The organism is Sulfuriferula plumbiphila, from assembly GCF_009938015.1.
Taxonomy (GTDB): Bacteria; Pseudomonadota; Gammaproteobacteria; order Burkholderiales; family Sulfuriferulaceae; genus Sulfuriferula; species Sulfuriferula plumbiphila.
Window position 1 is genome coordinate 1,477,997 of the sequence record NZ_AP021884.1, and the last position, 22,446, is coordinate 1,500,442.

Annotated in this window: 21 protein-coding genes; 13 read left to right on the plus strand and 8 right to left on the minus strand. The window is 58.7% G+C overall.

All coding sequences use genetic code 11. From position 1 onward, the window contains the following. The first annotated feature begins 17 nt into the window (after positions 1-17). Complete coding sequence (gene merP / locus GZH91_RS07780; RefSeq protein WP_147074984.1) at positions 18-320, plus strand: mercury resistance system periplasmic binding protein MerP; 303 nt, start codon at positions 18-20, stop codon at positions 318-320. Further along, on the plus strand, positions 317-1,945 hold the full coding sequence (merA, locus tag GZH91_RS07785) for a mercury(II) reductase (RefSeq protein ID WP_161984216.1): 1,629 nt from the start codon (positions 317-319) through the stop codon (positions 1,943-1,945). Before merP ends, merA begins: the two co-directional genes overlap by 4 nt. A 173-nt stretch (positions 1,946-2,118) precedes the next feature. On the opposite strand, the gene GZH91_RS07790 is transcribed toward merA, so the two are convergent. From GZH91_RS07790 to pdhA, 4 genes are all read right to left on the minus strand, one after another. Then, on the minus strand, positions 2,119-3,270 hold the full coding sequence (locus GZH91_RS07790; RefSeq protein WP_147074915.1) for a D-alanyl-D-alanine carboxypeptidase family protein: 1,152 nt from the start codon (positions 3,268-3,270) through the stop codon (positions 2,119-2,121). A 209-nt stretch (positions 3,271-3,479) separates the two neighbouring features. Then, the gene (locus tag GZH91_RS07795) at positions 3,480-6,419 is read right to left on the minus strand and encodes an FAD-dependent oxidoreductase (RefSeq protein WP_147074914.1); all 2,940 of its coding nucleotides are present in this window, start codon (positions 6,417-6,419) and stop codon (positions 3,480-3,482) included. Positions 6,420-6,548: 129 nt separating this feature from the next. Continuing rightward, entirely contained in the window at positions 6,549-7,532 is a 984-nt protein-coding gene (locus GZH91_RS07800) for an alpha-ketoacid dehydrogenase subunit beta (protein WP_147074913.1), read from the minus strand. 122 nt (positions 7,533-7,654) lie between these two features. Next, positions 7,655-8,614: a pyruvate dehydrogenase (acetyl-transferring) E1 component subunit alpha gene (pdhA, locus tag GZH91_RS07805; RefSeq protein WP_147074912.1), complete on the minus strand. Its 960-nt coding sequence runs from the start codon at positions 8,612-8,614 to the stop codon at positions 7,655-7,657. Positions 8,615-8,729: 115 nt separating this feature from the next. On the opposite strand from pdhA, the gene GZH91_RS07810 reads away from it, so the two are divergent. Together GZH91_RS07810 and aroC are read left to right on the plus strand one after the other, a co-directional pair. Continuing rightward, entirely contained in the window at positions 8,730-10,199 is a 1,470-nt protein-coding gene (locus GZH91_RS07810; RefSeq protein ID WP_147074911.1) for a M17 family metallopeptidase, read from the plus strand. Positions 10,200-10,246: 47 nt separating this feature from the next. Next, positions 10,247-11,353 carry a chorismate synthase gene (aroC, locus tag GZH91_RS07815; protein ID WP_147074910.1) on the plus strand — a complete coding sequence of 369 codons (1,107 nt, stop codon included), beginning with the start codon at positions 10,247-10,249 and terminating at the stop codon, positions 11,351-11,353. A gap of 135 nt (positions 11,354-11,488) precedes the next feature. Here the strand turns inward: aroC and GZH91_RS07820 are convergent, their stop codons facing one another. Continuing rightward, positions 11,489-13,348 (minus strand): diguanylate cyclase domain-containing protein, encoded by a 1,860-nt coding sequence (locus tag GZH91_RS07820; protein WP_147074909.1) that lies wholly within the window; start codon positions 13,346-13,348, stop codon positions 11,489-11,491. Between the two features lie 609 nt (positions 13,349-13,957). Here GZH91_RS07820 and rpsT point away from each other — a divergent pair. Next, positions 13,958-14,221 (plus strand): 30S ribosomal protein S20, encoded by a 264-nt coding sequence (gene rpsT / locus GZH91_RS07825; protein WP_147074908.1) that lies wholly within the window; start codon positions 13,958-13,960, stop codon positions 14,219-14,221. 95 nt (positions 14,222-14,316) lie between these two features. On the opposite strand, the gene GZH91_RS07830 is transcribed toward rpsT, so the two are convergent. Beyond that, the gene (locus tag GZH91_RS07830) at positions 14,317-14,613 is read right to left on the minus strand and encodes a DUF3579 domain-containing protein (protein ID WP_147074907.1); all 297 of its coding nucleotides are present in this window, start codon (positions 14,611-14,613) and stop codon (positions 14,317-14,319) included. 454 nt (positions 14,614-15,067) lie between these two features. On the opposite strand from GZH91_RS07830, the gene GZH91_RS07835 reads away from it, so the two are divergent. The 8 genes from GZH91_RS07835 to GZH91_RS07870 all read left to right on the plus strand — a co-directional run bounded on the left by GZH91_RS07835 (position 15,068) and on the right by GZH91_RS07870 (position 20,964). Continuing rightward, entirely contained in the window at positions 15,068-15,556 is a 489-nt protein-coding gene (locus tag GZH91_RS07835; protein WP_147074918.1) for a urate hydroxylase PuuD, read from the plus strand. A gap of 35 nt (positions 15,557-15,591) precedes the next feature. Beyond that, positions 15,592-16,173, plus strand: a complete 582-nt coding sequence (locus GZH91_RS07840) for a superoxide dismutase (protein ID WP_147074906.1) — start codon at positions 15,592-15,594, stop codon at positions 16,171-16,173. Positions 16,174-16,247: 74 nt separating this feature from the next. Continuing rightward, complete coding sequence (locus tag GZH91_RS07845; protein WP_147074917.1) at positions 16,248-17,426, plus strand: aspartate aminotransferase family protein; 1,179 nt, start codon at positions 16,248-16,250, stop codon at positions 17,424-17,426. Further along, positions 17,426-18,349 carry an ornithine carbamoyltransferase gene (argF, locus tag GZH91_RS07850; RefSeq protein ID WP_147074905.1) on the plus strand — a complete coding sequence of 308 codons (924 nt, stop codon included), beginning with the start codon at positions 17,426-17,428 and terminating at the stop codon, positions 18,347-18,349. Before GZH91_RS07845 ends, argF begins: the two co-directional genes overlap by 1 nt. Beyond that, the gene (locus GZH91_RS07855) at positions 18,342-19,568 is read left to right on the plus strand and encodes an argininosuccinate synthase (protein ID WP_147074904.1); all 1,227 of its coding nucleotides are present in this window, start codon (positions 18,342-18,344) and stop codon (positions 19,566-19,568) included. Before argF ends, GZH91_RS07855 begins: the two co-directional genes overlap by 8 nt. 14 nt (positions 19,569-19,582) lie before the next feature. Further along, positions 19,583-19,894, plus strand: coding sequence for a pyrimidine/purine nucleoside phosphorylase (gene ppnP, locus GZH91_RS07860; RefSeq protein ID WP_147074903.1), 312 nt, complete (start codon positions 19,583-19,585; stop codon positions 19,892-19,894). 32 nt (positions 19,895-19,926) lie between these two features. Then, on the plus strand, positions 19,927-20,412 hold the full coding sequence (locus tag GZH91_RS07865) for a YajQ family cyclic di-GMP-binding protein (protein WP_147074902.1): 486 nt from the start codon (positions 19,927-19,929) through the stop codon (positions 20,410-20,412). Positions 20,413-20,529: 117 nt separating this feature from the next. Continuing rightward, the gene (locus GZH91_RS07870) at positions 20,530-20,964 is read left to right on the plus strand and encodes a CBS domain-containing protein (protein WP_147074901.1); all 435 of its coding nucleotides are present in this window, start codon (positions 20,530-20,532) and stop codon (positions 20,962-20,964) included. Positions 20,965-20,972: 8 nt separating this feature from the next. Here GZH91_RS07870 and GZH91_RS07875 read toward each other — a convergent pair whose 3' ends face one another. Further along, positions 20,973-21,476, minus strand: coding sequence for a DsrE family protein (locus GZH91_RS07875; protein ID WP_147074900.1), 504 nt, complete (start codon positions 21,474-21,476; stop codon positions 20,973-20,975). Positions 21,477-21,524: 48 nt separating this feature from the next. Further along, a complete protein-coding gene (gene rsgA / locus GZH91_RS07880; protein WP_147074899.1) occupies positions 21,525-22,403 on the minus strand; it encodes a ribosome small subunit-dependent GTPase A in 879 nt (292 codons plus the stop codon). Positions 22,404-22,446 lie beyond the last annotated feature (43 nt).

The following is a 22,446-nucleotide window of genomic DNA, read 5'->3' on the forward strand; positions in this document are numbered from 1 at the left end:
CCAAAAGGAGTCTGACCATGAACACCCGTCATTTGTTGAGCGTCGCATTTTTTGCTGTCTCCAGCTTGTCCATCACTCCGGCTTTTGCTGCGCAGAAGACGGTTACCCTGGACATTCCCGGCATGGATTGTGAGATATGCCCGATTACCGTGAGAACAGCGCTGAAAAAACTCCCTGGCGTCATCAGCGCGACCGCGGCCCCGCAGACAAAAGAAGAGGTTGTTGTCTACGACGACACCAAGACCAATATCAAGCAGATCATGAATGCCACGGCGCAGGCCGGTTATCCCTCAACCGTTAAAGGGGCGCAAGCAAAATGACCGCGCACGTGCTGCGTGTCACCGGCATGACCTGCGACCACTGCGCCAGATCCATCGAAAAGGCCTTGTCGGCCGTGGCTGGCGTAAGCCGGGCCGAGGTGTCCTACGCGGCGGGCAGCGCGCAGGTTGAAACCGCCGCCGATCTGACCGTCTCGACCCTTGTCAGCGCGATCAAGGCCGCAGGCTACGGTGCCGAAGCGCTGGGTGATGCTGCGGCAGCGGGGGAGACGACCGGCCTCAAAGTCGCGATCATCGGCACCGGCTCGGGAGCGTTCGCGGCCGCCATCCGCGCTGTCGAAGGCGGTGCGGTTGTGACGGTCATCGAGGCGGGGCAAATCGGCGGCACCTGCGTCAACGTCGGCTGCGTGCCGTCCAAAATCATGATTCGCGCCGCGCACATCGCCCACCTGCAAAGCGACAACCCGTTCGACGGGCTGAAAAAACAGCCGGCCGTGGTTGACCGCGCAGCCCTGGTGGCGCAGCAGCAAGCGCGGGTGGATGAATTGCGTCACGCCAAGTATGAAAGCATCCTGGAATCCAACCCCGGCATCACGCTGGAAAAAGGCTTTGCGCGTTTCAAGGACGCCCATACCCTGGTGGTGAAACAGGCCGACGGCAGCGAGAAGGAAATCGCCGCCGACCGCATCCTGATCGCCACCGGCCGCGCGCCTGCGATCCCCGACACGCCGGGCCTGAAGGGCACGCCTTACTGGACCTCCACCGATGCGCTGGTGGCGGAAGAACTGCCGCAACATCTCATCGTCCATGGCGGCTCGGTGGTGGCGCTGGAACTGGCGCAAGCGTTTCTGCGTTTGGGCGCGCGGGTGACGCTGGTGGCGCGCTCCGCGCTGCTCTCCAGGGAAGATCCCGCCATCGGCGATACACTGAAGGCCGTGCTGGAAGGTGAAGGCATGCGCATTCTGACCGATACCGGCGTGAACAATGTGCGTTTCGACGGCAAGCTGTTCCAGGTGGATATCGGGACCGAGACGCTCAGCGGCGACCGCTTGCTGGTCGCCACCGGGCGCAAGCCCAACACCGCCGGCATGAATCTGGATAGCGCCGGGGTGAACACCGACGCCGGCGGTGCGGTCATCATCGACGACCACATGCGCACCTCGGTGCCGCATATCTATGCCGTGGGCGACTGCACCAACCAGCCGCAGTTCGTGTATGTGGCGGCGGCCGCCGGCACCCGCGCCGCGATCAACATGACCGGCGGCGATGCCGCGCTGGATTTGTCGGCCATGCCTGCCGTGGTGTTCACCGACCCGCAGGTGGCGACGGTGGGCTTGAGCGAAGCGCAGGCGGCCAGGCTCGGCCTCGAAACCGACAGCCGCACCCTGAGCCTGGACAACGTGCCGCGGGCGCTGGCCAACTTCGACACGCGCGGCTTCATCAAGCTGGTGGCGGAAAAAGCGTCCGGCCGCCTGCTGGGCGCGCAGGTGCTGGCGGCGGAAGGCGGGGAAATCATCCAGACGGCGGTGCTCGCCATCCGCAATCGCATGACGGTCGAGGAGCTGGCCGGACTGCTGTTCCCTTATCTCACCATGGTCGAAGGCTTGAAGCTCTGCGCACAGACTTTTTTCAAGGACGTGAAGCAGTTGTCTTGCTGCGCGGGTTGAACCGCGCCGCTTGGAAATGGATGGCTTATTTGAAGCCCCCATTGCGCTATGCCGCACAACTGGACTGATCGGCCCGGCTTGGAACTGCTCAGACAGTGCGGAAGGATGGATGTAGGCCCGGCCTTGCACTTCCTGAATTCCCCAGCATGGTCAGCGGGCGGACAACTGCTGCTTCACAACTTGGCGCGGATGACGTTCCACCAGTGGCCAAGCCAGCCTGCCTTTTCCACGGATTTCAGCGCGACCAGGGGCACTCGGGCAACTTCCCGGCTGCCTTCACTCAATATCAGCGTGCCGACCTGCTGCCCGCGCTTCAGCGGCAGGGACATTTGTGCGGCCAGGCTCACGCCGGGCTTGAGCAGCGCATAGCGCCCGATCGGCAAGCTTACCCAGACGTCGCTGGCGGTTCCGATGGGCACCTGGGCGGGGTTCGCCTGATTATTGCGCACGGTGCTGATGATTTGACCAGCGCGGTACGCACGCCGGGTTTCGAAAAAGTGGTAACCGTAATCCAGCAGCGCTTCGGCGGCATGGGCGCTGCCCTTGCGCGTGGTGGAACCGAGCACCACCGCGATCAGCGGGCGTCCCTTGCGCACCGCTGTGGCGTCAAGGCAATAGCCAGCTTCGTCAGTGTGGCCGGTTTTCATCCCGGTCACCGTGGCGTCGCTGAATACCAGCGGGTTCCAGTTGTTCTGGGTGACATGGTTATAGGTGAAAGTTTTTTCGCCGAAATAGTGCAGGTACTGCGGATACTGGCGCATGATGGCTTCGGTCAGTATGCCGATGTCGTGCGCGCTGACCCGATGAGTGGGCGTGGGCAGTCCGTCCACGTTATCGAAATGGGTGTTGGCCATGCCAAGCTGGCGCGCGGTGGCGTTCATCATCTGCACGAAACTATCGGTGTTGCCGGCGATGGCTTCAGCCAGCGCCACGGCCGCGTCGTTCCCGGATACCACCACCATGCCCTGGATCATCTGCTCCACCGTTGCCGGCAAATCGGGCTGCAGGAACATGGTCGAGCCGCCTGCCTTCCATGCGGCCACACTGACCGGGATAGTCTGGTCGAGCTTCAGACTGCCGCGCGCCGCCGCCTGGAAGGTCAGGTAGGTAGTCATCAGCTTGGTCAGGCTGGCTGGCGGCGCCTTTTGATCCGCCGCGCGCGCGGCCAGCACCTGTCCGGAAGCCGGGTCAATCAGCACGTAATTGCGGGCGTCCACATTGGGCGCATCGGGGATGGCCGGCACGGGTGCGGCGACGGCGCCTGCCTCGAACAGGGCGGCCAGCAACAGCACGCCGAGGGCACGCGACGGGAATGGTAACGGCATGGATAACTCCTTAAGGACGGTCAAGCCAGGGGCTGGGTATCGGATGGTATTCTGATCGTATCGGGCGCTGGCACCGCGGTAAGATGCGGCGCGCACTGAGGAGTTCCCGGAGAATCATGGTGACGGACTTTGTGGAATGGTTCGGGCCGGGCGGCAGCAAGGCACACAACAATCCGATGTGCGCCCGGGTCTTCAACAAAAACCCTGGCTCAGTGTTTGGCCGTCCTGCGCAGGCGCGACATCAGGCGCCGCGCCAGTTCGCCAAACAGCTCGGTCTGGGTCGGATGCGGATGAATCGCCTGGGCGACCTGTTTCAGGGTCATCCCGGCTGACACCATCATCACCGCTTCGCCAATCAGGGTGTCGGTGTGTTCGGCCAGGAAATGCACGCCGATGATCTTCTGCGTGGCCTTGTCTGCGACCAGTTTGATCATGCCGTGGGTCTCGCCGCTGATCATCGCCTTGGCGTCGATGCTCATCGGCATCTTGGCTTCCACCGCGTCGATGCCCCTGGCCTTGGCCTGCGCCACGGACAGGCCGACGAAACCGGCCTGCGGGCGGCTGAAGGTGACGCCGCAGTCCAGGTCCTGGTTGTACACGTGGTCTTCGCCCAGCAGGTTGCTGGCCGCCACGCGCCCCTGGGTGGCGGCGGTGTGGGCCAGCATGTAGCCGCCCACCACATCGCCGACCGCGTAAATGTGCGGCACGCTGGTACGGCCACGGGTATCGGCCCTGATCGCAGCGCCATCCAGCTGCACGCCTGCTGCTTCCAGGTTGAGCTTGCTGGTGTCGGGGCGCTTGCCGGTGGCCATCAGCACGTAGTCGCAATCGAAGCTGGCGGTTTTGCCTTCGGCGTCAGTGTAGTCGAGCTTCATCTTGCCCGGCGTGCCAGCAATGCTGCCGATTTTGGCGCTGGTGACGACGCTGAATTCCTGCTTGAGAAGTTCGGTAAGCTGCTTGGCGATTTCCTCTTCCACCTCGGCCAGGATACGGTCCCTGGCTTCCAGCATCAGAATCTCGGTGCCGAAGTCGCGAAAAATCTGCGCCATTTCCACGCCGATCACGCCGCCACCGACAATGGCCATTTTCTTCGGCGGCGCGGGCAGGTTCCAGATGGTGTCGGAAGTAATCACGCCGCCGCTGGCCAGACCTTCCAGTGCGCCCGGGATGGGTGGCACGAACGGCGGCGCGCCCGGTGCAATTACTGCGGCACCGAAACGCAGGGTGTAGGTTTCGCCTCCGGCTGGCTGCACCCTGATGGTGTGGTTGTCGACGAAGGAGGCAAAGCCTTCGCGCACATCAATCTTGACGCCCCTGTCGGTTTTCAGCGCCAGTTCGCCACGGGTTTGCAGGATGGCTTTGCGGCGCGTTTCCAGTGTTGCCCAGTCGAGCCTGGGGGTGCTGGTGCCGGCGATGCCTTTTTCCGCGTCGTGGGCGCGATCGCGAATCAGGTCGGCATTGTGACGCCAGGCCTTGGACGGGATGCAGCCGCGCCACAGGCATTCGCCGCCAGGCAGCGGCGCGTTGTTGATCATCGCCACCTTGACGCCATGCTCGACCAGGTCACGCGCGCAGTCCTCGCCGCCGGGACCGCCGCCGATGATGATGACCGGAAAGTCCCAGTCGCCCTCAGGAATCGGCGCGGTGGCGGTCGCTTCCAGCCAGCTATCCGGGTTTTCAATGATTTTCTTCAAATCAGCCAGGTAGGCGGCGACATGCGCGCCGTTCACCACGCGGTGGTCAGCAGTGATGTTGACCGGCATGCCGTCCGGCCCGGTAGCGGAGATGGCCATGATGGCGGCGATGCCGGGGGTGGGGATGGCGGTGAAGTGGGTGACGCCGAACATCCCCATGTTGGAGATGGTGAAAGTAGGGCTGGCGTATTCGTTGGGCGACAGCTTGCGTGCGCGCGCGCGCGGCATCAGCTCGTTCCATTCGGCCTGCAATTGCTCCAGGGATTTCTGTTCGATGTTGTGCAGGATCGGCACCACCAGCCCGCCACCCTCCGCTGCGACGGCCACGCCGAAATCGTGGTTGCTGCGCTCGACGATTTTGTCCACCGGCTGGTAGCAGTTGTTCAGCATCGGGTGCTTGAGCATCGCCACCGAGCAGGCCTTGGCGATGGCTACCGTCACCGAAACCTTGCGCGCCTTGGCGGCAGCGATGAGTTTCTCGGGTTTGATGTTGAAGGTGACATCGAAGGTGGGCAAGGTCAGCGCCGCCGTCATCGCGTGCGCCACGGCTTTTTCCATCGAGGACATGGGGCGGCCAGTGCCGGGCACTTCGACCTGCGGCAGGGAGTGGGCGACTTGCGCCATGCTCGGGCGCGCGCGCGCCACGTCCTGGGCGACAATCACGCCGGCCGGGCCGGAGCCTGCCAGCTGGTTCAAGTCAACGCCTGTTTCGCCAGCCATCTTGCGCGCGTAAGGGCTGGCCTGACGCCCGGCAGGGCGGGCCACCGGCCTGGCACCGGGGTACGCAACGCTGGCAGGTTTGGCCGCTGTTGCGGGAATCGAAGTATGGTTTTTCTGGTGATGGGATTCCACCACTTTGTGTTCGGCAGAGAGCGTCACTTCGGTGTCGTTCACCTGCGTGGCGTCGCTGACGATGAAGGCCATCGGGTGGGCCACTTGCACCGTGCTGCCCACACCTGCGAGAGGGCCGGACAGGAAACCTTCCTGGAACACCTCCACGTCCATGATGGCCTTGTCGGTTTCCACCGTAGCCACGATGTCACCGCGCTTGATGGGTGCACCGATGGCTTTTTCCCAGGTCACCACGATGCCTTCGGTCATGGTGTCGGACAGCTGTGGCATGACAATCGGCATACCGGCGTGGTGCGGGATCATCCCGGTGGCCGCCAGTTCCGTCACGACTTCTCCGGCGCCAATGGCCAGATCGCCCAGAGTATCGGTGATATAGCCCAGCGCGCCGCTGACAGCAACGGTGGCGCCGACTTCCGCCAGGGGGCCGGCCAGATAACCGGCCTTGAATACTTCCACGTCCATGATGGCTTTGTCGGTTTCGACCGTGGCGACAATATCGCCACGCTCGACTTTGTCGCCGACCTGTTTCTCCCAGGTCACCACAACCCCTTCGGTCATGGTGTCGGACAGCTGCGGCATGGTGATGACGTAATGTGATGACATGGGCATTGTTCCTGCAACGAGTATTTTTAAACCACGGGGGATGAGAAGGCAAAAGGCAAAAATCAAAAGGCAAAATTAAAAGCCAAACCGCGCAGCTCCGAGGTTTTGCCTTCCCGCGGCTAAGTTTTTCTACGCCTTGCCGAACATCTTGAGCACGGCGTTGACCACGTCCTCGTGGTCGGGAATAGCGGCTTTTTCCAGCTTGTGGTTATAGGGTTGCGGCACCAGCGCGGAATGTACGCGCACCGGGGCGGCGTCGAGTTCAAAGAAGCATTCCTCGTTGAGGATGGCGATGACTTCGGAACCGACACCTACAGGGGCTTCGTCTTCTTCGGCGATTACCGCACGATGGGTTTTGCATACCGACTTTTTGATCCCGGCGCGATCCAGCGGAGCGAGCGCATACAGGTCCACCACTTCGGCGGAAATGCCATATTGCTTGTCCAGAATCTCGGCGGCCCTGAGGCACCAGTGTACCGAGATATTGTAGCCGAACAGCGTGACGTCGTTGCCGGAGCGGCTGATTTCCGAACCTTCCAGCGGGTGGAAGTATTCTTCGTCCGGCACTTCGCCTTTCATGTTGTACATGAGTTCGTGCTCGTTGATGAACACCGGGTCATCGCTGCGCACCGCGGATTTCAGCAAGCCGTAAGCCTGCCTGGGACTGGAAGGCGTGACCACGCGCAGACCGGCAATACCCATGAACACTTTTTCCATGCGTGCCGAGTGCTGGGCGCCAAGCTGATGGGCAGCACCACCCGCTGCGCGGAACACGCTTGGGGAGGTGAGCTGGCCGCCGGACATATAGCGTACCTTGGCAGCAGAATTGAACATCTGGTCCATTGCCAGCCAGGCAAAGTTCACCGACATGATCTCGATGATGGGACGGATGCCAAGAAATGATGCCCCGATACCCAGGCCGGTATAGCCGCCTTCGGAGATGGGGGTATCCATCACCCGCAACGGGCCGTATTTTTCGTACAGACCCTTGGTGGCCTTGTAGGTCCCACCGGCCACGCCGATGTCTTCACCCATACAGATGACCAGCGGGTCATGCGCCATTTCTTCGTCGTGGGCGCGCTGCAGCGCTTCCCAGTACATTATTTCAGCCATGTTGATCTTCCTTAATTCTCGAATCTTTTTTGCCGCAGAGGGCACAGAGTTCACAGCGATGTCCGGAGGCGCTGCAGGGAGGATTTCTCCGTGGGCTCTGTGATCTCTGTGGCTATATGTGTTTAAGCCAGAACGTATTTTTCCAGATCGGCCACGTTCGGTTCAGGCGATTCCTCGGCGAACTTGATGACTTCGTTCTCGATATAGGCGTCGGTTTCCTTTTCGATTGCGGTGAATTCATCCATGCTTATGACGCTGGCTTCAATCAGGCGGTCGCGCAGGATGTTGATGGGGTCGCGCTGCTTCCATTGCTCTTCTTCCTCGCGCGTGCGGTAGCCGCGCGAATCGGACATGGAGTGGCCGCGGTAGCGATAGGTCATCAACTCCAGGAAATACGGCCCCTTGCGGCTGCGCACATATTCTACGGCCTTGACCGCGTGCTCATGCACCACTTCCACGTCCTGTCCGTCGCACTGGGCGGATTCGATACCGTAGCCGCACACGCGCTTGTACTGGTCGAGCACGGCGGTGGAGCGGTCAATCGAGGTGCCGATGCCATACTGGTTGTTTTCACACACGAACAGCACCGGCAGTTTCCATAATGCGGCCATATTGAGGGTTTCGTGAAACACGCCCTGGTTGTTGGCGGCGTCACCCAGAAAGCAGATGGATATCTCGTCCCCGCCCTTCAGCTGGATACCTTTGGCGATGCCGGCGGCGAGCGGGAACGGGCCGCCGACCAACGCGTAACCGCCCATGAAGCGATGCGCCACATCAAATATGTGCATGGAGCCGCCGCGCCCTTTGGAACAGCCGGTTTCCTTGCCGTACAGCTCGGCCATGACGGCCTTGGGATCGGCGCCGCACTTGATGGCGTGGATATGGTCGCGGTAACCGGTGATGACGTAATCATGGCCGGGGCGGGCTGCTTCCATCACGCCGTTGCAACAGGCTTCCTGGCCGGGGTAGAGGTGCAGAAAACCGCCGATTTTGCGTTCGATATAGGCCTGATAGCAGCGCTCTTCAAAGCGGCGGTGCAGCACCATTTCGCGCAGCACGCGCTTTTTGTCTTCCAGTTTCATGTATTTCTTCCTTGCAAGAGCTTGAGCCCGGACTGATTTTGGGCAACACAAACTCTGCTATCATCGGTTAAAACACCCTATCCGGTCAAGCCAAAACCCCACGTCAAGGTTGAATATGCTCGCAAAACTGATTGAAAACAAAAAACAAATTCCCGCAGCGCAGATGGACAAAAGCGGCCATATTTTGATGGTTTTGCCGAAAACCGCCGCCTTGCCCAAAGCTGACGACCTGCCCGGCCTCGCGCAACTTGCTGCCGCATTGCGCCGCCGCGACAAGAAACCGGCCGAGCTGGCGAAAACGCCGGTCGCAGTGGAAACGGCACACGGCGGGTTAATAGTATGGGTCATGCTGGACACCGACCAGCCCCCATTCAGCCAGCACACCGTATTGCGCCAGGCCTTGCATATCCTGCTGGAAGAATCGCCCCGAGAAATCAGTCTGGCGATCAGTGGCGATGCGGCTTTTCGCGCTCAGGCCGCGGCTGCCGCGGTGTATGTGGCGTGGGTCAACGGCGCCGCTCTGCCCAGCCTGAAAAGCAAGGATAAGCCCAAGCCGTTGCAGACCATGCGCCTGTTTGGTCACGCCTCGGCGGATGGTTTTGCTGCCCAGCGCGCAGCGGCGGAAGGCAATACCCTGTGCCGCAGTCTCACGGTCACGCCACCCAACCAGCTTACCCCCGGTATTTACCGCGAACGGGTGCGCAAACTGGCTAAAGACAACGGCTGGAAACACACCGAATACGACATGAAAAAACTGCGCAAACTCGGCGCCGGCGCGTTCGTCGCGGTGGCGCAAGGCTCAGACCCGCAGGATGCCGCCATTGTGCATCTGCGCCGCCGTCATCCCGAGGCCGGGCAGACCATCGCGCTGGTGGGCAAGGGCATCTGCTTCGACACCGGCGGTCACAACCTCAAGCCCGCCAGATACATGCAGGGCATGCACGAGGACATGAATGGTTCGGCGGTGGCGCTGGGCATCCTGCTGGCGGCCACGCGGCTGGATTTGCCGGTGAACATCGATTGCTGGCTGGCGATCGCGCAAAACCACATCAGCCCGAAAGCCTACAAGCAGAACGACGTGGTCAGCGCGCTCAACGGCACCACCATCGAAGTGGTGCACACCGATGCCGAAGGCCGCATGGTGCTGGCTGACACGCTCGCCCTGGCAGCGCGCGCGAAACCCGACGTTATTGTCGATTTCGCCACGCTGACCGGCAGCATGGGTGCCGCGCTGGGCGAGCGTTACAGCGGCGTGTTGTCCAACCGCGATGAATTGCTTGCGCAGGCGGTCGCGGCCGGCAAGGTCAGCGGCGAGCGCATGTGCGCCTTCCCGATGGATGAAGACTACGAACCCGCGCTTGATTCCGCTATTGCCGATATCAAGCAATGCACCCTTGACGGTGATGCCGACCATATTCTCGCTGCGCGCTTTCTCAACCATTTCGTGGACAAGCGTCCCTGGCTGCATGTGGATTTGTCGTCGAGCAACTGCGACGACGGACTGGGTGCGGTGGGCACCGACGTGACCGGCTTCGGCGTGGCCTGGGGAATCAGGCTGCTGGCTGAGCTGCAGGTCGGCAAGTAAGCCTGCCATGTTAAACTCGCCACTTTGAAATCTGAGCGAGCACGACCATGTCCGGCAGCAGCATAGGCAAATTATTTTGTGTCACCACCTTCGGTGAATCCCATGGTCCGGCCATCGGCTGCGTGGTGGATGGTTGCCCGCCGGGTATGGCATTGTGCGCCGAGGATATCCAGGCGCAACTGGATCGGCGCAAGCCCGGCACCTCGCGCCACGTCACCCAGCGGCGCGAATCGGACACGGTGGAAATCCTCTCCGGCCTCTTTGAGGGACACACCACCGGCGCACCCATTGCGCTGCTGATCCGCAACGAAGACCAGCGCAGCAAGGATTACGGCAACATCGCCGATACCTTCCGCCCCGGCCACGCCGACTACACCTACTGGCACAAATACGGCATCCGCGATTACCGTGGCGGCGGGCGCTCCTCCGCACGGCTCACTGCGCCGCTGGTCGGCGCCGGCGCCATCGCCAAAAAATGGCTAGCGCAAAAATACGGTATCCGGGTGCGCGGCCACATGTCGGCGCTGGGGCCGATTGATTTGGCTTTCAAAAGCTGGGAGGCCGTCAGTGAAAACGCTTTCTTCAGCCCCGATCCCGACAGCGTGGCGGCGCTGGAAGCCTACATGGACGAACTGCGCAAATCCGGCGACTCAGCCGGCGCAAAAATCACCGTGGTGGCCGAGAATGTACCGGCAGGCTGGGGCGAGCCGCTCTACGACCGCATCGACGCCGACCTCGCCCATGCCCTGATGGGGCTCAACGCCGTCAAAGGCGTGGAAATCGGCGACGGCTTTGCATCCGCCCGCCAGAAAGGCACCGAACACCGCGACGAGCTCACTCCGCAAGGCTTCTTGTCCAATCACGCCGGCGGCGTGCTGGGCGGCATCTCCAGCGGCCAGAACATTGTCGCCCACATCGCCATCAAGCCCACCTCCTCAATACGGCTACCCGGACGCTCCATCGACAAACAGGGGAATCCCATCGAAGTCGTCACCCATGGCCGCCACGACCCTTGTGTCGGCATCCGCGCCACCCCGATTGCCGAAGCGCTGATGGCGATTGTGCTGATGGATCATGCGTTAAGGCACCGCGCGCAATGCGCGGATGTGGTGATGGAGACGCCGCAGATTGCGGGGAATGTTGAGCAGGAGTAAGACACGCGGAGGGAAGGCTTATACGGCATTGTGGCAGCGATGCTTGTACAGCCTTCAAACCCGGTGCTGACATCGGCTACAGATGGGCAAGGCCCCTGCGCTACGCGGTTGATGCGTGGTTTACGGCTGGATGTTTTATCGGTCCAGGATTTTGTCGCGGATATCCTGAAAAAACTGCACATTGTTGCGCCCGGCGCTTTTGGCGTGAAACATGGTGTGATCCGCCATGCTCATGAGTGTTTCCGGGCTGTCTGCGTCATCCGGATAAATCGCCAGACCGATGCTGAGCGTGAGCTTGGTTTCAATGCCGCCCAGGTCGATACTTTCCCGCGCTGCATCGCGCAGGCGTTCGGCAATTCTGCGGATGTCTTCTTCACAGTTGGCGTCGGGCAACAACACCACAAATTCGTCGCCTCCCCAGCGCGAGAGCGTGTCCATTTCCCTGAGCACGGATTGCAGGCGCTTGCTTAATGTGACGAGTACTGTATCGCCCGCTTTGTGTCCCAGGGTATCGTTGATGTGTTTGAAATGATCCACGTCGATAAAGCCCAATGCGACTTTGCCCTTTCGCCGCTGCGCACGGGCGATGGACTGGTGCAGGTGTTCTTCCAGCAGAATGCGGTTGGGCAGTTGGGTCAATGCGTCGTGCAATGCCATCTGGGTAATGCGTCGCTCCTGTAAATAGCTGGAGGTAATGTCGCGCAGAACGCCGCGCAGTGTGGTGACTTGTCCTTGAAGAGAGCGGTGCGCAAGCAGGTGCGCTTCGATCCAGATAGATCCCTTGCCGTGCAGCAGACGGAAGCGAACCACATCGGAATGCATCGTGCCGGAGGCCAGTTGCTGAATAACTGAAATAAGCGCAGGGCGGTCGTCCGGGTAAACGAAATCGGTCAAGGGTTTTCCGGGATGCCCGTTGGTATGCTCGCAGGGCAAATCCAGCAATTTGCTCCAGGCGGCGCTAAAATTGAGCAGCAAGCCATCCAGGGAAAGATCGATAATGGCTTCTTCAAGCAGATTGAGCGTTTCCAGCATGGACAGGCGTTGTGCTTCTTCCTGCATCAGTTCGGTGACGTCGCGTATCAACGCCACCATGTTCCTGGCCTGGCCTGTTTCGGAAGGCAGCATTTGCAGTCTGCCCAGAAAAAAACGGTCTGTGTCGCCGATATTCAGAGTGAATTCAAACGTTTCGCGATTGCTGCCGGCAAGTAGCTTTGGTGTGGCTAGCTGAATTGCCTGGGCCATGTCGTTGGGCAGAACCTGTTCCAATGCCAGCCCGGTAATGTTGGAATCGAGACCGATGGAAAAGGTGTGGTTGTCGGTCCAGGCATTGAGGATGTGGCCGCCGAGGTCATATTCGATGATCATGTCTTCGGTTGCGCCGACCAGCGCCTTAAGCCGCTGGGTGCTCGCTTCAAGGTTTTGTTCGGCACGTTTGCGTACCAGCGCGAGTGCCAGACTGTTGGTGATGGCGCACAGCACGTTAACCTCTACCGGTTGCCAGCTGCGGGTTTCATCCCGGCTGAACAGACCGAGAAAACCTTCCATTTCGCCCTGCATCAGGAGCGGTATGCACAGCACAGTATGAATTTTTTGCGTGGCAAAAAGCATCGCTTCCGCTTGCGGTAATTCCGCGATATTTTTGGAAAACACCATGCCCGCATGCAGGGTATCGAAAAGCAGCGGGTATTTTTGGTAATCAATTTCCCGGAACTGCATGAAATCCGATAGGCGGCTGACCGCTTCGGAAGAAGACCAGGTGCAGTACAGGTTGGCACCATGGGCGTTTTTTTCGGGTTTGTTCAGGAATAGGGCGCAACAACTGATTCCTGTGGTTGCGACCAACAGCTGTAACACCTCGGTCAGGTTCTGTTCGCTGGTCTCTTCCAGCAAAAGCTCGGCGACGCTGCCGAGCGCTTTGAGATATCGTTTGTACAAATCCAGCTCCTCGGCAATGGGAACCGGAATTGCCCCTGCCAGATTGCCTGCCGTACGCATGTTGGTCGCGCTCCACTCCAGCCGTTAATTATTGCTTTTATTATTCAGGTCTTGTCACGGTTAAGAAGAAGCAGGTTACATCAATACAGCAAAAATGCTAAGTCCACTGCGTGGAGCCAGAAATTCCTAAACTACCAGCTTCCATATATCCAGAAACGTTACAAGGCACAAGCCGCAGGCTTGCACCTGCAATTTTAATTTGGAAGATTCAAAATGGCTGCGTGCGCACCTTGATTCCTCACGATATTGGCCTGCTGGCCCTGCGTTCTTGAGTCCCGCCGCTGAACCGGCTCAGCCGGGAACCCGCGGCGGGAGCCAACCCAGGTCGGTACGTTGTCGCACATGGGGGCCAGCCATTGAGGATGGGGCAAGCGCATGACAAGCCAGCAGTGGCAAAGCCACTCGCTGACCTTGAAGCGCAAGTGGCCATGGTGGTCATCACAGGCGATAAGACCTGCAATTGGGTCATCCCTTTCCGCATGCTGCGTGATCTGCTTGGACAGGAAGGCCTGCACATTGGGCACAAGCACGTTCGCAATTTGACTTGCCAGAAATGCGGGTGGTCTTTATAATCCTGCGTTTAGCAAAATCAGAACAGGAGTTTCATCCATGGCAAACAGCGCACAGGCCAGAAAGCGCGCCAGACAGAATGACAAACAGCGCGCCCACAATGCCGCTCTGCGTTCCACCTTGCGTACCGCCATCAAGAAAGTGCAAAAAGCCGTTCTGGCGGGCGATAAAGCTGCTGCCCAATCCGTATTCGGCGAGTCGATGAAAGCCATTGACAGCATCGCTGACAAACGCATCATCCACAAGAACAAAGCGTCTCGTCACAAGAGCCGCCTGTCCTCTGCTGTCAAGGCAATGGCCTGATAGCTCCAACCGCCTGGGGGTATGTCTTCCGGGCGCGTTCCTGTATTGCCCCAATATTTTTGGTTTGATTGTTTGCGGCAAAAACTGCGCAATACTTACGGCTGGCTGTCAGTCTGTGCCGGATCCAGCACTTTCAGGTCGTTTTCGCGCGCAAAGCTCATCAGGAAAGAAAACGCCGCCGGTTGCTCGTGCTGTAGCTGTTTGTCTACCACGACGCATTTCACGCCGTCCAGCGTCATGGGGCGCACGTAGGGTGAATAAGTCATGCGGTGGTCTTCGCCAAAAGTAGACAGGACACTGGACAGGCGCTCTGCCCAGTCGCTGGGACGGAATGCGCGTCCGGATGTGGTTAAACCCTGGATGATGAGTTCGTTATTGGAAGGCTCGGACATTATGGTGGTTTTACTGGATGCCTGTTTGGTATTTTACCAGAGTATGGCGCATCGGTTAATGTGCTGTTACGCTTATGTACATTAAATTTGGTTAAATTTGGGCGGTCTTGAATTGGGTGCAATATAGGCAAGACTGAAATTTTTCGGTTTAGTTGCGTGCCATGCAGCAGGCCATCAAATCCGCGATGCTATTCCAATAAGTCTTGAAACATCACCAACAAACACCTGACCGGTTCAAGCGCTTAAAAATTTAGCTCTTGCTGGCAGGCATGGTTTCAGCTAAATATACGGCTGGTGTAAATTTTTTCCTGCCGCAACCAACAAATTTCCTGAGGAAATATTAGAGCCGTGAAAAATCCATTGGATTCGCTGTGGGGAACGGTCATTTCCGGTCTGATACTGACGCTGGTGTTGTATGTTTTCATCAAAAACTTTTTATTATAAAGGGGGTATGATGGAATTTGTTCCGGCAATGGCCAGATGGCTACACTTGATGGCAGGCGTAATGTGGATCGGTCTGTTGTATTACTTCAACTTTGTGCAGGTTGACGCCATGAAAGCGGCAACCGCTGATGGCAGCGCAGGCGGCATCAGCAAGCACGTTGCCCCCCGTGCCTTGCTGTTTTTCCGCTGGGCTGCGCTGGTCACCTGGCTGGCCGGGGCTGCATTGTTGGGCCCCTACTTCAAGGCCGCATTCAGTCTGCAGCCTTCCCATGCCGTGATTGGTATAGGTGCCTGGCTCGGTACCATCATGCTGTTTAATGTCTGGGTGTTAATCTGGCCCAACCAGAAAAAAATCCTGGGCCTGGCAAGAGCCACCGATACCCAGAAAAATACTGCGCGCAGGGTGGCTTTCCTGGCGTCCCGTACCAATACCATGCTGTCCATCCCCATGCTGTTTTTCATGGCGGCGGGTGCGCATAGCGGCGTATATGGCTTTTAAGTTCGATTACCTGTGATCTGCTAAAGGAGAAAACGATGATTCATGAATTGCCCGCCTTACCCTATGCCAGGGATGCCCTGCAACCGCATATTTCTGCCGAAACGCTCGAGTATCACTACGGCAAGCACCATCAGGCCTATGTGACCAATCTGAATAACCTGATCAAGGGCAATGAATTTGAAAACATGAGCCTGGAAGAAATCATCATGAAATCTTCCGGCGGCGTGTTCAACAATGCTGCCCAGGTGTGGAACCATACCTTTTACTGGCACTGTCTCAGCCCTAACGGCGGGGGTGAGCCGAGCGGTGCGCTGGCCGATGCCATCAAGGCCAAGTGGGGTTCGTTTGACGCGTTCAAGGATGCTTTCAGCAAGGCTGCCGTGGGCACATTCGGGTCAGGCTGGGCATGGCTGGTAAAAACTGCCAATGGCCAGCTCGACATCGTCTCCACCAGCAACGCAGCCACTCCGATGACCAGTGGGCAGAAGGCGCTGATGACCTGCGATGTGTGGGAGCATGCCTATTACATTGACTACCGCAACGCCCGTCCCAAGTATGTGGAGGTGTTCTGGAATCTGGTAAACTGGAACTTCGTGTCGCAAAATTACGCGGCCTGAACGTAGCAGTTTGTAATGCACCACGGCGGCGCAAGCCGCCGTGTGCTTTTTAACCCTCTCTTAAGTCAATGGCTATGTCTTATTTGATGAATACTTATGCGCGTCAGCCCGTGACGTTTGTCCGTGGCGAAGGCGTGTGGCTGTGGGACGAAGCCGGTAACAAATATCTGGATGCGCTGGCTGGCGTGGCCGTCAACGGCCTGGGGCACGCGCACCCCAAGCTCTCTGCGGCGCTCTGTGAGCAGGCGCGCACGCTGATCCACACCTCGAATATCTACGAAATCCGGCGTCAGGAACAACTCGCCGAACGCCTGTGCCGGATATCCGGCATGGACAAGGCATTTTTCTGCAACTCCGGGTGCGAGGCGAACGAAGCTGCCATCAAGCTCGCACGTCTGTATGGCCATCACCAGGGCATCACCAGGCCCACCATCATCGTCATGGAAAAAGCCTTTCACGGGCGCACCATGGCGACGCTGACCGCGACCGGCAGTCGCAAGGTGCAGGCGGGTTTCGAGCCCCTGCTGACGGGGTTTGCACGGGTGCCGTATAACGATGTGGAAGCGGTACGCCAGGTGGCTGAGCATAACCACGATGTTGTCGCCATACTGGTCGAGCCGATACAGGGCGAGGGTGGCATCAAGATTCCCGATGCCGGTTATCTGCTCGCCTTGCGCAAGATTTGCGACGACAAGGGCTGGCTGCTGATGCTGGATGAGGTGCAATCGGGTATCGGCCGCACCGGCACCTGGTTTGGCTTTCAGCACACCGGCATATTGCCGGACGTGATGGCGCTGGCCAAAGGGCTGGGCTCGGGTATGCCGATTGGCGCCTGCCTCGCGCGCGGTGCGGCGGCGGAGGTATTCCGGCCGGGCAATCACGGCTCAACCTTTGGTGGCAATCCGCTGGCCTGCACGGCTGGGCTGATTACCTTGCAGACGCTGGAAGATGAAGGCTTGCTGGCCAACGCGACCCGCATTGGCGGTGAAATCGTGTCGGGTCTCAAGCGTGAACTTGAGGGTGTAGCGGGTATCAGGCAAATACGCGGCCTGGGCATGATGATCGGCATCGAGCTGGATCGCCCGTGTGGCGAACTGGTCAGGCTGGCGCTGGCGCAGCACCTGTTGATCAACGTGACCGCCGATAACGTGGTGCGTCTGGTACCGCCGCTGGTGATGAATCCAGCCGAGGCGGCACTGCTGGTGGCTGGGCTCGCGCCGCTTATCCGCGACTTTCTCGGCAGGGCAGCGTGATGCAGGCCATCAAACACTTCCTCCAGTTCCAGGATTTAACGCGCGACGAACTCGAATATATTTTTAAACGCGCGAAAATCATCAAGGCGCGCTTTAAGGGCTACGAAACCTATCATCCGCTGGTGGATCGCACGCTGGCGATGATTTTCGAGAAGCAATCCACCCGCACACGCCTGTCATTTGAAGCGGGCATGCACCAGCTGGGCGGCTCGGCTATTTACCTCAATACCCGTGACACACAGCTGGGGCGCGGCGAGCCGGTGGAAGATGCGGCGCAGGTGATTTCGCGCATGGTGGATATCGTGATGATCCGCACCTTTGAACAGCACATCATCGAACGCTTCGCTGCCCATTCGCGCGTGCCGGTGATCAACGGGCTGACCAACGAATACCATCCGTGCCAGATCATGGCCGACATCTTCACCTTTATCGAACATCACGGTTGCATCAGGGGCAAGACAGTGGCCTGGATTGGGGACTCCAACAATATGTGCAATACCTGGCTGCAAGCTGCTGTGGTACTGGATTTCAACGTGCATGTGTCGACCCCGCAAGGCTATGAGGTCGAGCCGGAACGCGCCGGACTGTACGACACCAGTCACTACGAGAGTTTTGCCGACCCCATGGAAGCCTGTCGCGGTGCTGATCTGGTGACCACGGACGTGTGGACCAGCATGGGTTTCGAGGCGGAAAACGAGGAGCGTGTGCGCGATTTCCAGGACTGGCAGGTCGACGCCGACATGATGCGCGTGGCGGCCAGGGATGCGCTGTTCATGCACTGCCTGCCTGCCCACCGGGGCGAGGAAGTGGCGGCCGAGGTCATCGACGGCCCGCAAAGTGTGGTGTGGGATGAAGCCGAGAACCGGCTGCACACGCAGAAAGCCTTGATGGAATATTTATTGTTGGGAAAAGTAAATGAGTGACGTAAAAAAAGTCGTGCTTGCCTACTCGGGCGGGCTGGATACCTCGGTGATTTTGAAGTGGCTGCAGGACAGCTACCAATGCGAAGTAGTGACGTTTACTGCGGATATTGGCCAGGGCGAAGAGCTGGAACCGGCACGCGAAAAAGCCGGAAAATTCGGTGTAAAGGAAGTCTTCATCGACGATTTGCGCGAAGAGTTCGTGCGCGATTTCGTGTTCCCCATGTTCCGCGCCAATACCGTGTACGAGGGCGAATACCTGCTGGGGACCTCGATCGCCCGCCCGCTGATTGCCAAGCGGCTGATCGAGATTGCCAACCTGACCGGTGCCGACGCCATCTCGCACGGTGCCACCGGCAAGGGTAACGACCAGGTGCGCTTCGAGCTGGGTGCCTATGCGCTCAAGCCGGACATCAAAATCATTGCTCCGTGGCGCGAGTGGGACTTGCTGTCGCGCGAAAAGCTGCTGGCCTACGCCGAAACACACGGTATCCCGGTGGAGATGAAGCACAAGGCGGGCGGCAGTCCTTACAGTATGGACGCCAACCTGCTGCACATTTCCTATGAGGGCCGCGCGCTGGAAAACCCGGCGGACGAGCCTGAAGAAGACATGTGGCGCTGGACGGTAGCGCCGGAAAAGGCGCCGGACGCCGCCGAATATGTCGATCTGGAATTCAGGCATGGTGATATCGTTGGCATCAACGACCAGGCAATGAGTGCCGCCAAGGTATTGGCGGAACTCAATCGTTTGGGCGGCAAGCACGGCATTGGTCGCCAGGACCTGGTGGAAAACCGCTATGTGGGGATGAAGTCGCGCGGCTGTTATGAAACCCCCGGCGGCACCATCATGCTCAAGGCACATCGCGCCATCGAATCCATCACGCTGGATCGTGAGGTAGCGCATCTCAAGGACGATCTCATGCCGCGTTACGCCAGCCTGATTTACAACGGTTACTGGTGGAGCCCGGAGCGGACCATGCTGCAAACCATGATTGACGCATCGCAGGCCAGCGTGAATGGCTGGGTGCGGGTCAAGCTATACAAGGGCAATGTGATTGTGGTGGGGCGCGACTCCAGGACCGATTCGCTGTTCGATTCCACCATCGCCACTTTTGAAGACGACGCCGGTGCTTATAACCAGGCCGATGCCGGCGGTTTCATCAAGCTCAACGCACTGCGTTTGCGGATTGCCGCCAGGCTCAGAAACCGCAGCAGCAACTAACACAGGAACAGGTCATGTCTCAATTCGATAACGTCAGTGTGGTCAAACAGGCCAATGTGTATTTCGATGGCAAGTGCGTGTCGCATACCGTGGTGTTTGCCGATGGCAGCAAAAAAAGCGTGGGGGTGATTTTCCCCAGCCAGCTGGTGTTCAACACCCGCGCACCCGAAATCATGGAAATCAACGGCGGTGTATGCAAAGTCAGGCGCGCCGGCGAATCCGGCTGGAAAACATACCAAGCGGGCGAGCAATTCTCGGTGCCCGGCAATAGCAGCTTTGAAATTGAAACCCTGGAAACGCTGGATTATGTCTGCCATTTCGGCTGATACACTCGGCAAATACTGATCTGGAGCCCGACATGCCCTCATTTGATATCGTCTCGGAAGTGGACAAGCAGGAAGTCAAGAACGCCGTCGAGCAGACCAACAAGGAAGTCTCGACGCGCTTCGATTTCAAGGGGTCCGACGCGCGCGTGGAGCAGGCGGAATACGTGCTCACCGTTTACGCCGACGATGATTTCAAGCTCGACCAGGTGCAGGAAATCCTCAATGGCAAACTCATCAAACGAGGTATAGATATCAAGTGCCTGGAGATGGGTAAGCCGGAGAAAGTCACCGGCAACAAGGTCAAGCGTAGCGCCACGGTGAAAACCGGCGTGGAAAGTGAACTCGCCAAAAAGATCGTCAAGATTATCAAGGACAGCAAGCTCAAGGTGCAAGCCAGCATTCAGGGCGAAGCGGTGCGCGTGACCGGGGCCAAGCGTGATCTGCTGCAGGAAAGCATCGCGCTGGTGCGCAAGAGCGTAAGCGATTTTCCGCTGCAATTCCAGAATTTCAGGGATTGACCGGCTTTGAAAGCGCACGGGTTGAGCGTTGTTAAAGACGCTTTCAGCTTTCCCGCGTGACAGGCATCTGCTATTCTGTCCGGGTGTTTAAGCAGGCTTGCCGGGAGCAACGATCAAATGATTATTCGTGAAATTCTGACTATCAAGGGTGGCGACATATTCGCCATCAAGCCTGATCAACTGGTTTCAGAAGCGGTTGCGGTTATGGTGGAACACGATGTCGGTTCGTTAATCGTGCGTCAGGATGGCACCATGGTCGGGCTACTTACCGAGCGCGATGTTCTGCGCGGATTGAACGTGCGCGGCTGCGCACTGATTGCGGTAAAAGTCAGCGAGATGATGGTCACTGAACCCATCATCGGCAACCCGGACGACACAGTGGACTACGTGCGCGGCGTGATGACAGAAAACCGCATCAGCCATCTGCCGGTGATGGAAGGCGAAACGCTGCTTGGAGTGATTTCTTTCCATGACGTGGCGCGTGCCTGCCTCAACGCAGCAGACTTTGAAAACCGCCTGCTCAAGCGCTATATCAAGCACTGGCCGGAATAATCAAAGACTCAACGGATTGCTTCAATCAGAAACTTCTTGTCCTGTATATTCGGTGTGATCAACGCGTAGCCCTGCATTTGCCAGTGAACCAGCTCGGGTATGGCGCTGGGTACGATCTCAATGAAATCCTGAAAATCCTTCGCGTTATAGCCGTAATCTTCAGCGGCATAGCCGCATACCTTGAAGCTCACTCCAAGGTCGGCGTAATAGCGCATCCTGTCCACGGCGTCTTTGTATTTTGCCGCGTTCTTCCTGGCCACCGTGACAATTTCCGTACCATGAATGACCACCTTGATATCCAGCTGCTCAGGTGAGTAGCTGTAGGGTTCGTCCAGCAGCGGGTTCATCAGGGAGCGAATCCAGTACAAGGCGCTGCCGATTTTTTGCGGATCATCCAGATAAAAATCAAATACGACCTTGGCCGGTTTGTAGGGGGTTTTGACGATCTTCGCGTTGGCCAGGGCGGGCGTTGCCAACGCCAGCAGCGAAGCAATAAACAGGCGCCTTTTCATGACTACTCTCCCGATCTGAGGATAGTCTGTTTATAGACCCTATCCTGTTTAAGGATTCAAGCTGCTTAAAATTTGTCGATAAGCCGTTAAGCGTGCCGGCGTTATGCTGCCGGCAGCGGCAGCTTCTGCCACGGCACAGCCGGGTTCGTGCTGATGGCGGCAATTGCTGAAGCGGCAATGGCCAATATGCGGACGGAACTCGACAAAGTACTGGTCGAGCTGTTCCGGCTGAATGTGATTTAGTCCGAACTCCTGCATTCCTGGCGAATCAATCAACCTGCCCGACGCGCCCAGTTTATACATGCGTGCGCCGGTGGTGGTGTGGCGGCCTGAATCCAGCGCCTCGGATATCTCCCCGACAGGGGTGTGTGCTTCAGGTACCAGTGCGTTGATCAGGCTGGATTTACCCATGCCGGATTGACCTACGAAGACACTGGTTTGCCCTGACAGATAAGGGCGTAACGGGCTTATGTCGTGGTGGGCAGAGAGCGCAAGTACCGGATAGCCCAGCTTTATGTAGGGTTCAAGACGGCGCTGTGCCGCATGCGCGGGTTCTCCCAGGTCGTATTTATTCAGACAGATGAGCGCCGGGATGGCGGCTGCTTCAGCAGCAACCAGGCAGCGGTTGACCAGCAAATCATAAAAGCTGGGAACCGGGGCTACGACGATGACGATGCGTGACACATTGGCGGCAATCAGCTTGCTGCGATGCGCGACCGAGCGATGCAGCAGATTTTCGCGTGGCAGAATGGATTCGATGACGCCCTGTGCGGCGCACGTGGGCAGAAAAACAACGCGATCTCCACAGGCGATACCGCTGCGCTTGCCACGCGACACGCATGCGATCAGTGTGTTCCCAGCTTCAACCTGGTAGTGCCTGCCGAAGGTGGCGGTAACCAGTCCCTGCATGGGCGTTGAAGTAGTCATAGGGGCGGGGGACAGGCATGGCGGATCATGCTCTCTTTCACTT

Excerpts from the sequence above, each read along its gene's own strand:
- merP (WP_147074984.1), top strand. The coding sequence starts at position 18 with ATGAACACCCGTCATTTGTTGAGCGTCGCATTTTTTGCTGTCTCCAGC.
- merA (WP_161984216.1), top strand. The coding sequence starts at position 317 with ATGACCGCGCACGTGCTGCGTGTCACCGGCATGACCTGCGACCACTGC.
- GZH91_RS07790 (WP_147074915.1), bottom strand. The coding sequence starts at position 3,270 with ATGCCGTTACCATTCCCGTCGCGTGCCCTCGGCGTGCTGTTGCTGGCC.
- GZH91_RS07795 (WP_147074914.1), bottom strand. The coding sequence starts at position 6,419 with ATGTCATCACATTACGTCATCACCATGCCGCAGCTGTCCGACACCATG.
- GZH91_RS07800 (WP_147074913.1), bottom strand. The coding sequence starts at position 7,532 with ATGGCTGAAATAATGTACTGGGAAGCGCTGCAGCGCGCCCACGACGAA.
- pdhA (WP_147074912.1), bottom strand. The coding sequence starts at position 8,614 with ATGAAACTGGAAGACAAAAAGCGCGTGCTGCGCGAAATGGTGCTGCAC.
- GZH91_RS07810 (WP_147074911.1), top strand. The coding sequence starts at position 8,730 with ATGCTCGCAAAACTGATTGAAAACAAAAAACAAATTCCCGCAGCGCAG.
- aroC (WP_147074910.1), top strand. The coding sequence starts at position 10,247 with ATGTCCGGCAGCAGCATAGGCAAATTATTTTGTGTCACCACCTTCGGT.
- GZH91_RS07820 (WP_147074909.1), bottom strand. The coding sequence starts at position 13,348 with ATGCGTACGGCAGGCAATCTGGCAGGGGCAATTCCGGTTCCCATTGCC.
- rpsT (WP_147074908.1), top strand. The coding sequence starts at position 13,958 with ATGGCAAACAGCGCACAGGCCAGAAAGCGCGCCAGACAGAATGACAAA.
- GZH91_RS07830 (WP_147074907.1), bottom strand. The coding sequence starts at position 14,613 with ATGTCCGAGCCTTCCAATAACGAACTCATCATCCAGGGTTTAACCACA.
- GZH91_RS07835 (WP_147074918.1), top strand. The coding sequence starts at position 15,068 with ATGGAATTTGTTCCGGCAATGGCCAGATGGCTACACTTGATGGCAGGC.
- GZH91_RS07840 (WP_147074906.1), top strand. The coding sequence starts at position 15,592 with ATGATTCATGAATTGCCCGCCTTACCCTATGCCAGGGATGCCCTGCAA.
- GZH91_RS07845 (WP_147074917.1), top strand. The coding sequence starts at position 16,248 with ATGTCTTATTTGATGAATACTTATGCGCGTCAGCCCGTGACGTTTGTC.
- argF (WP_147074905.1), top strand. The coding sequence starts at position 17,426 with ATGCAGGCCATCAAACACTTCCTCCAGTTCCAGGATTTAACGCGCGAC.
- GZH91_RS07855 (WP_147074904.1), top strand. The coding sequence starts at position 18,342 with ATGAGTGACGTAAAAAAAGTCGTGCTTGCCTACTCGGGCGGGCTGGAT.
- ppnP (WP_147074903.1), top strand. The coding sequence starts at position 19,583 with ATGTCTCAATTCGATAACGTCAGTGTGGTCAAACAGGCCAATGTGTAT.
- GZH91_RS07865 (WP_147074902.1), top strand. The coding sequence starts at position 19,927 with ATGCCCTCATTTGATATCGTCTCGGAAGTGGACAAGCAGGAAGTCAAG.
- GZH91_RS07870 (WP_147074901.1), top strand. The coding sequence starts at position 20,530 with ATGATTATTCGTGAAATTCTGACTATCAAGGGTGGCGACATATTCGCC.
- GZH91_RS07875 (WP_147074900.1), bottom strand. The coding sequence starts at position 21,476 with ATGAAAAGGCGCCTGTTTATTGCTTCGCTGCTGGCGTTGGCAACGCCC.
- rsgA (WP_147074899.1), bottom strand. The coding sequence starts at position 22,403 with ATGACTACTTCAACGCCCATGCAGGGACTGGTTACCGCCACCTTCGGC.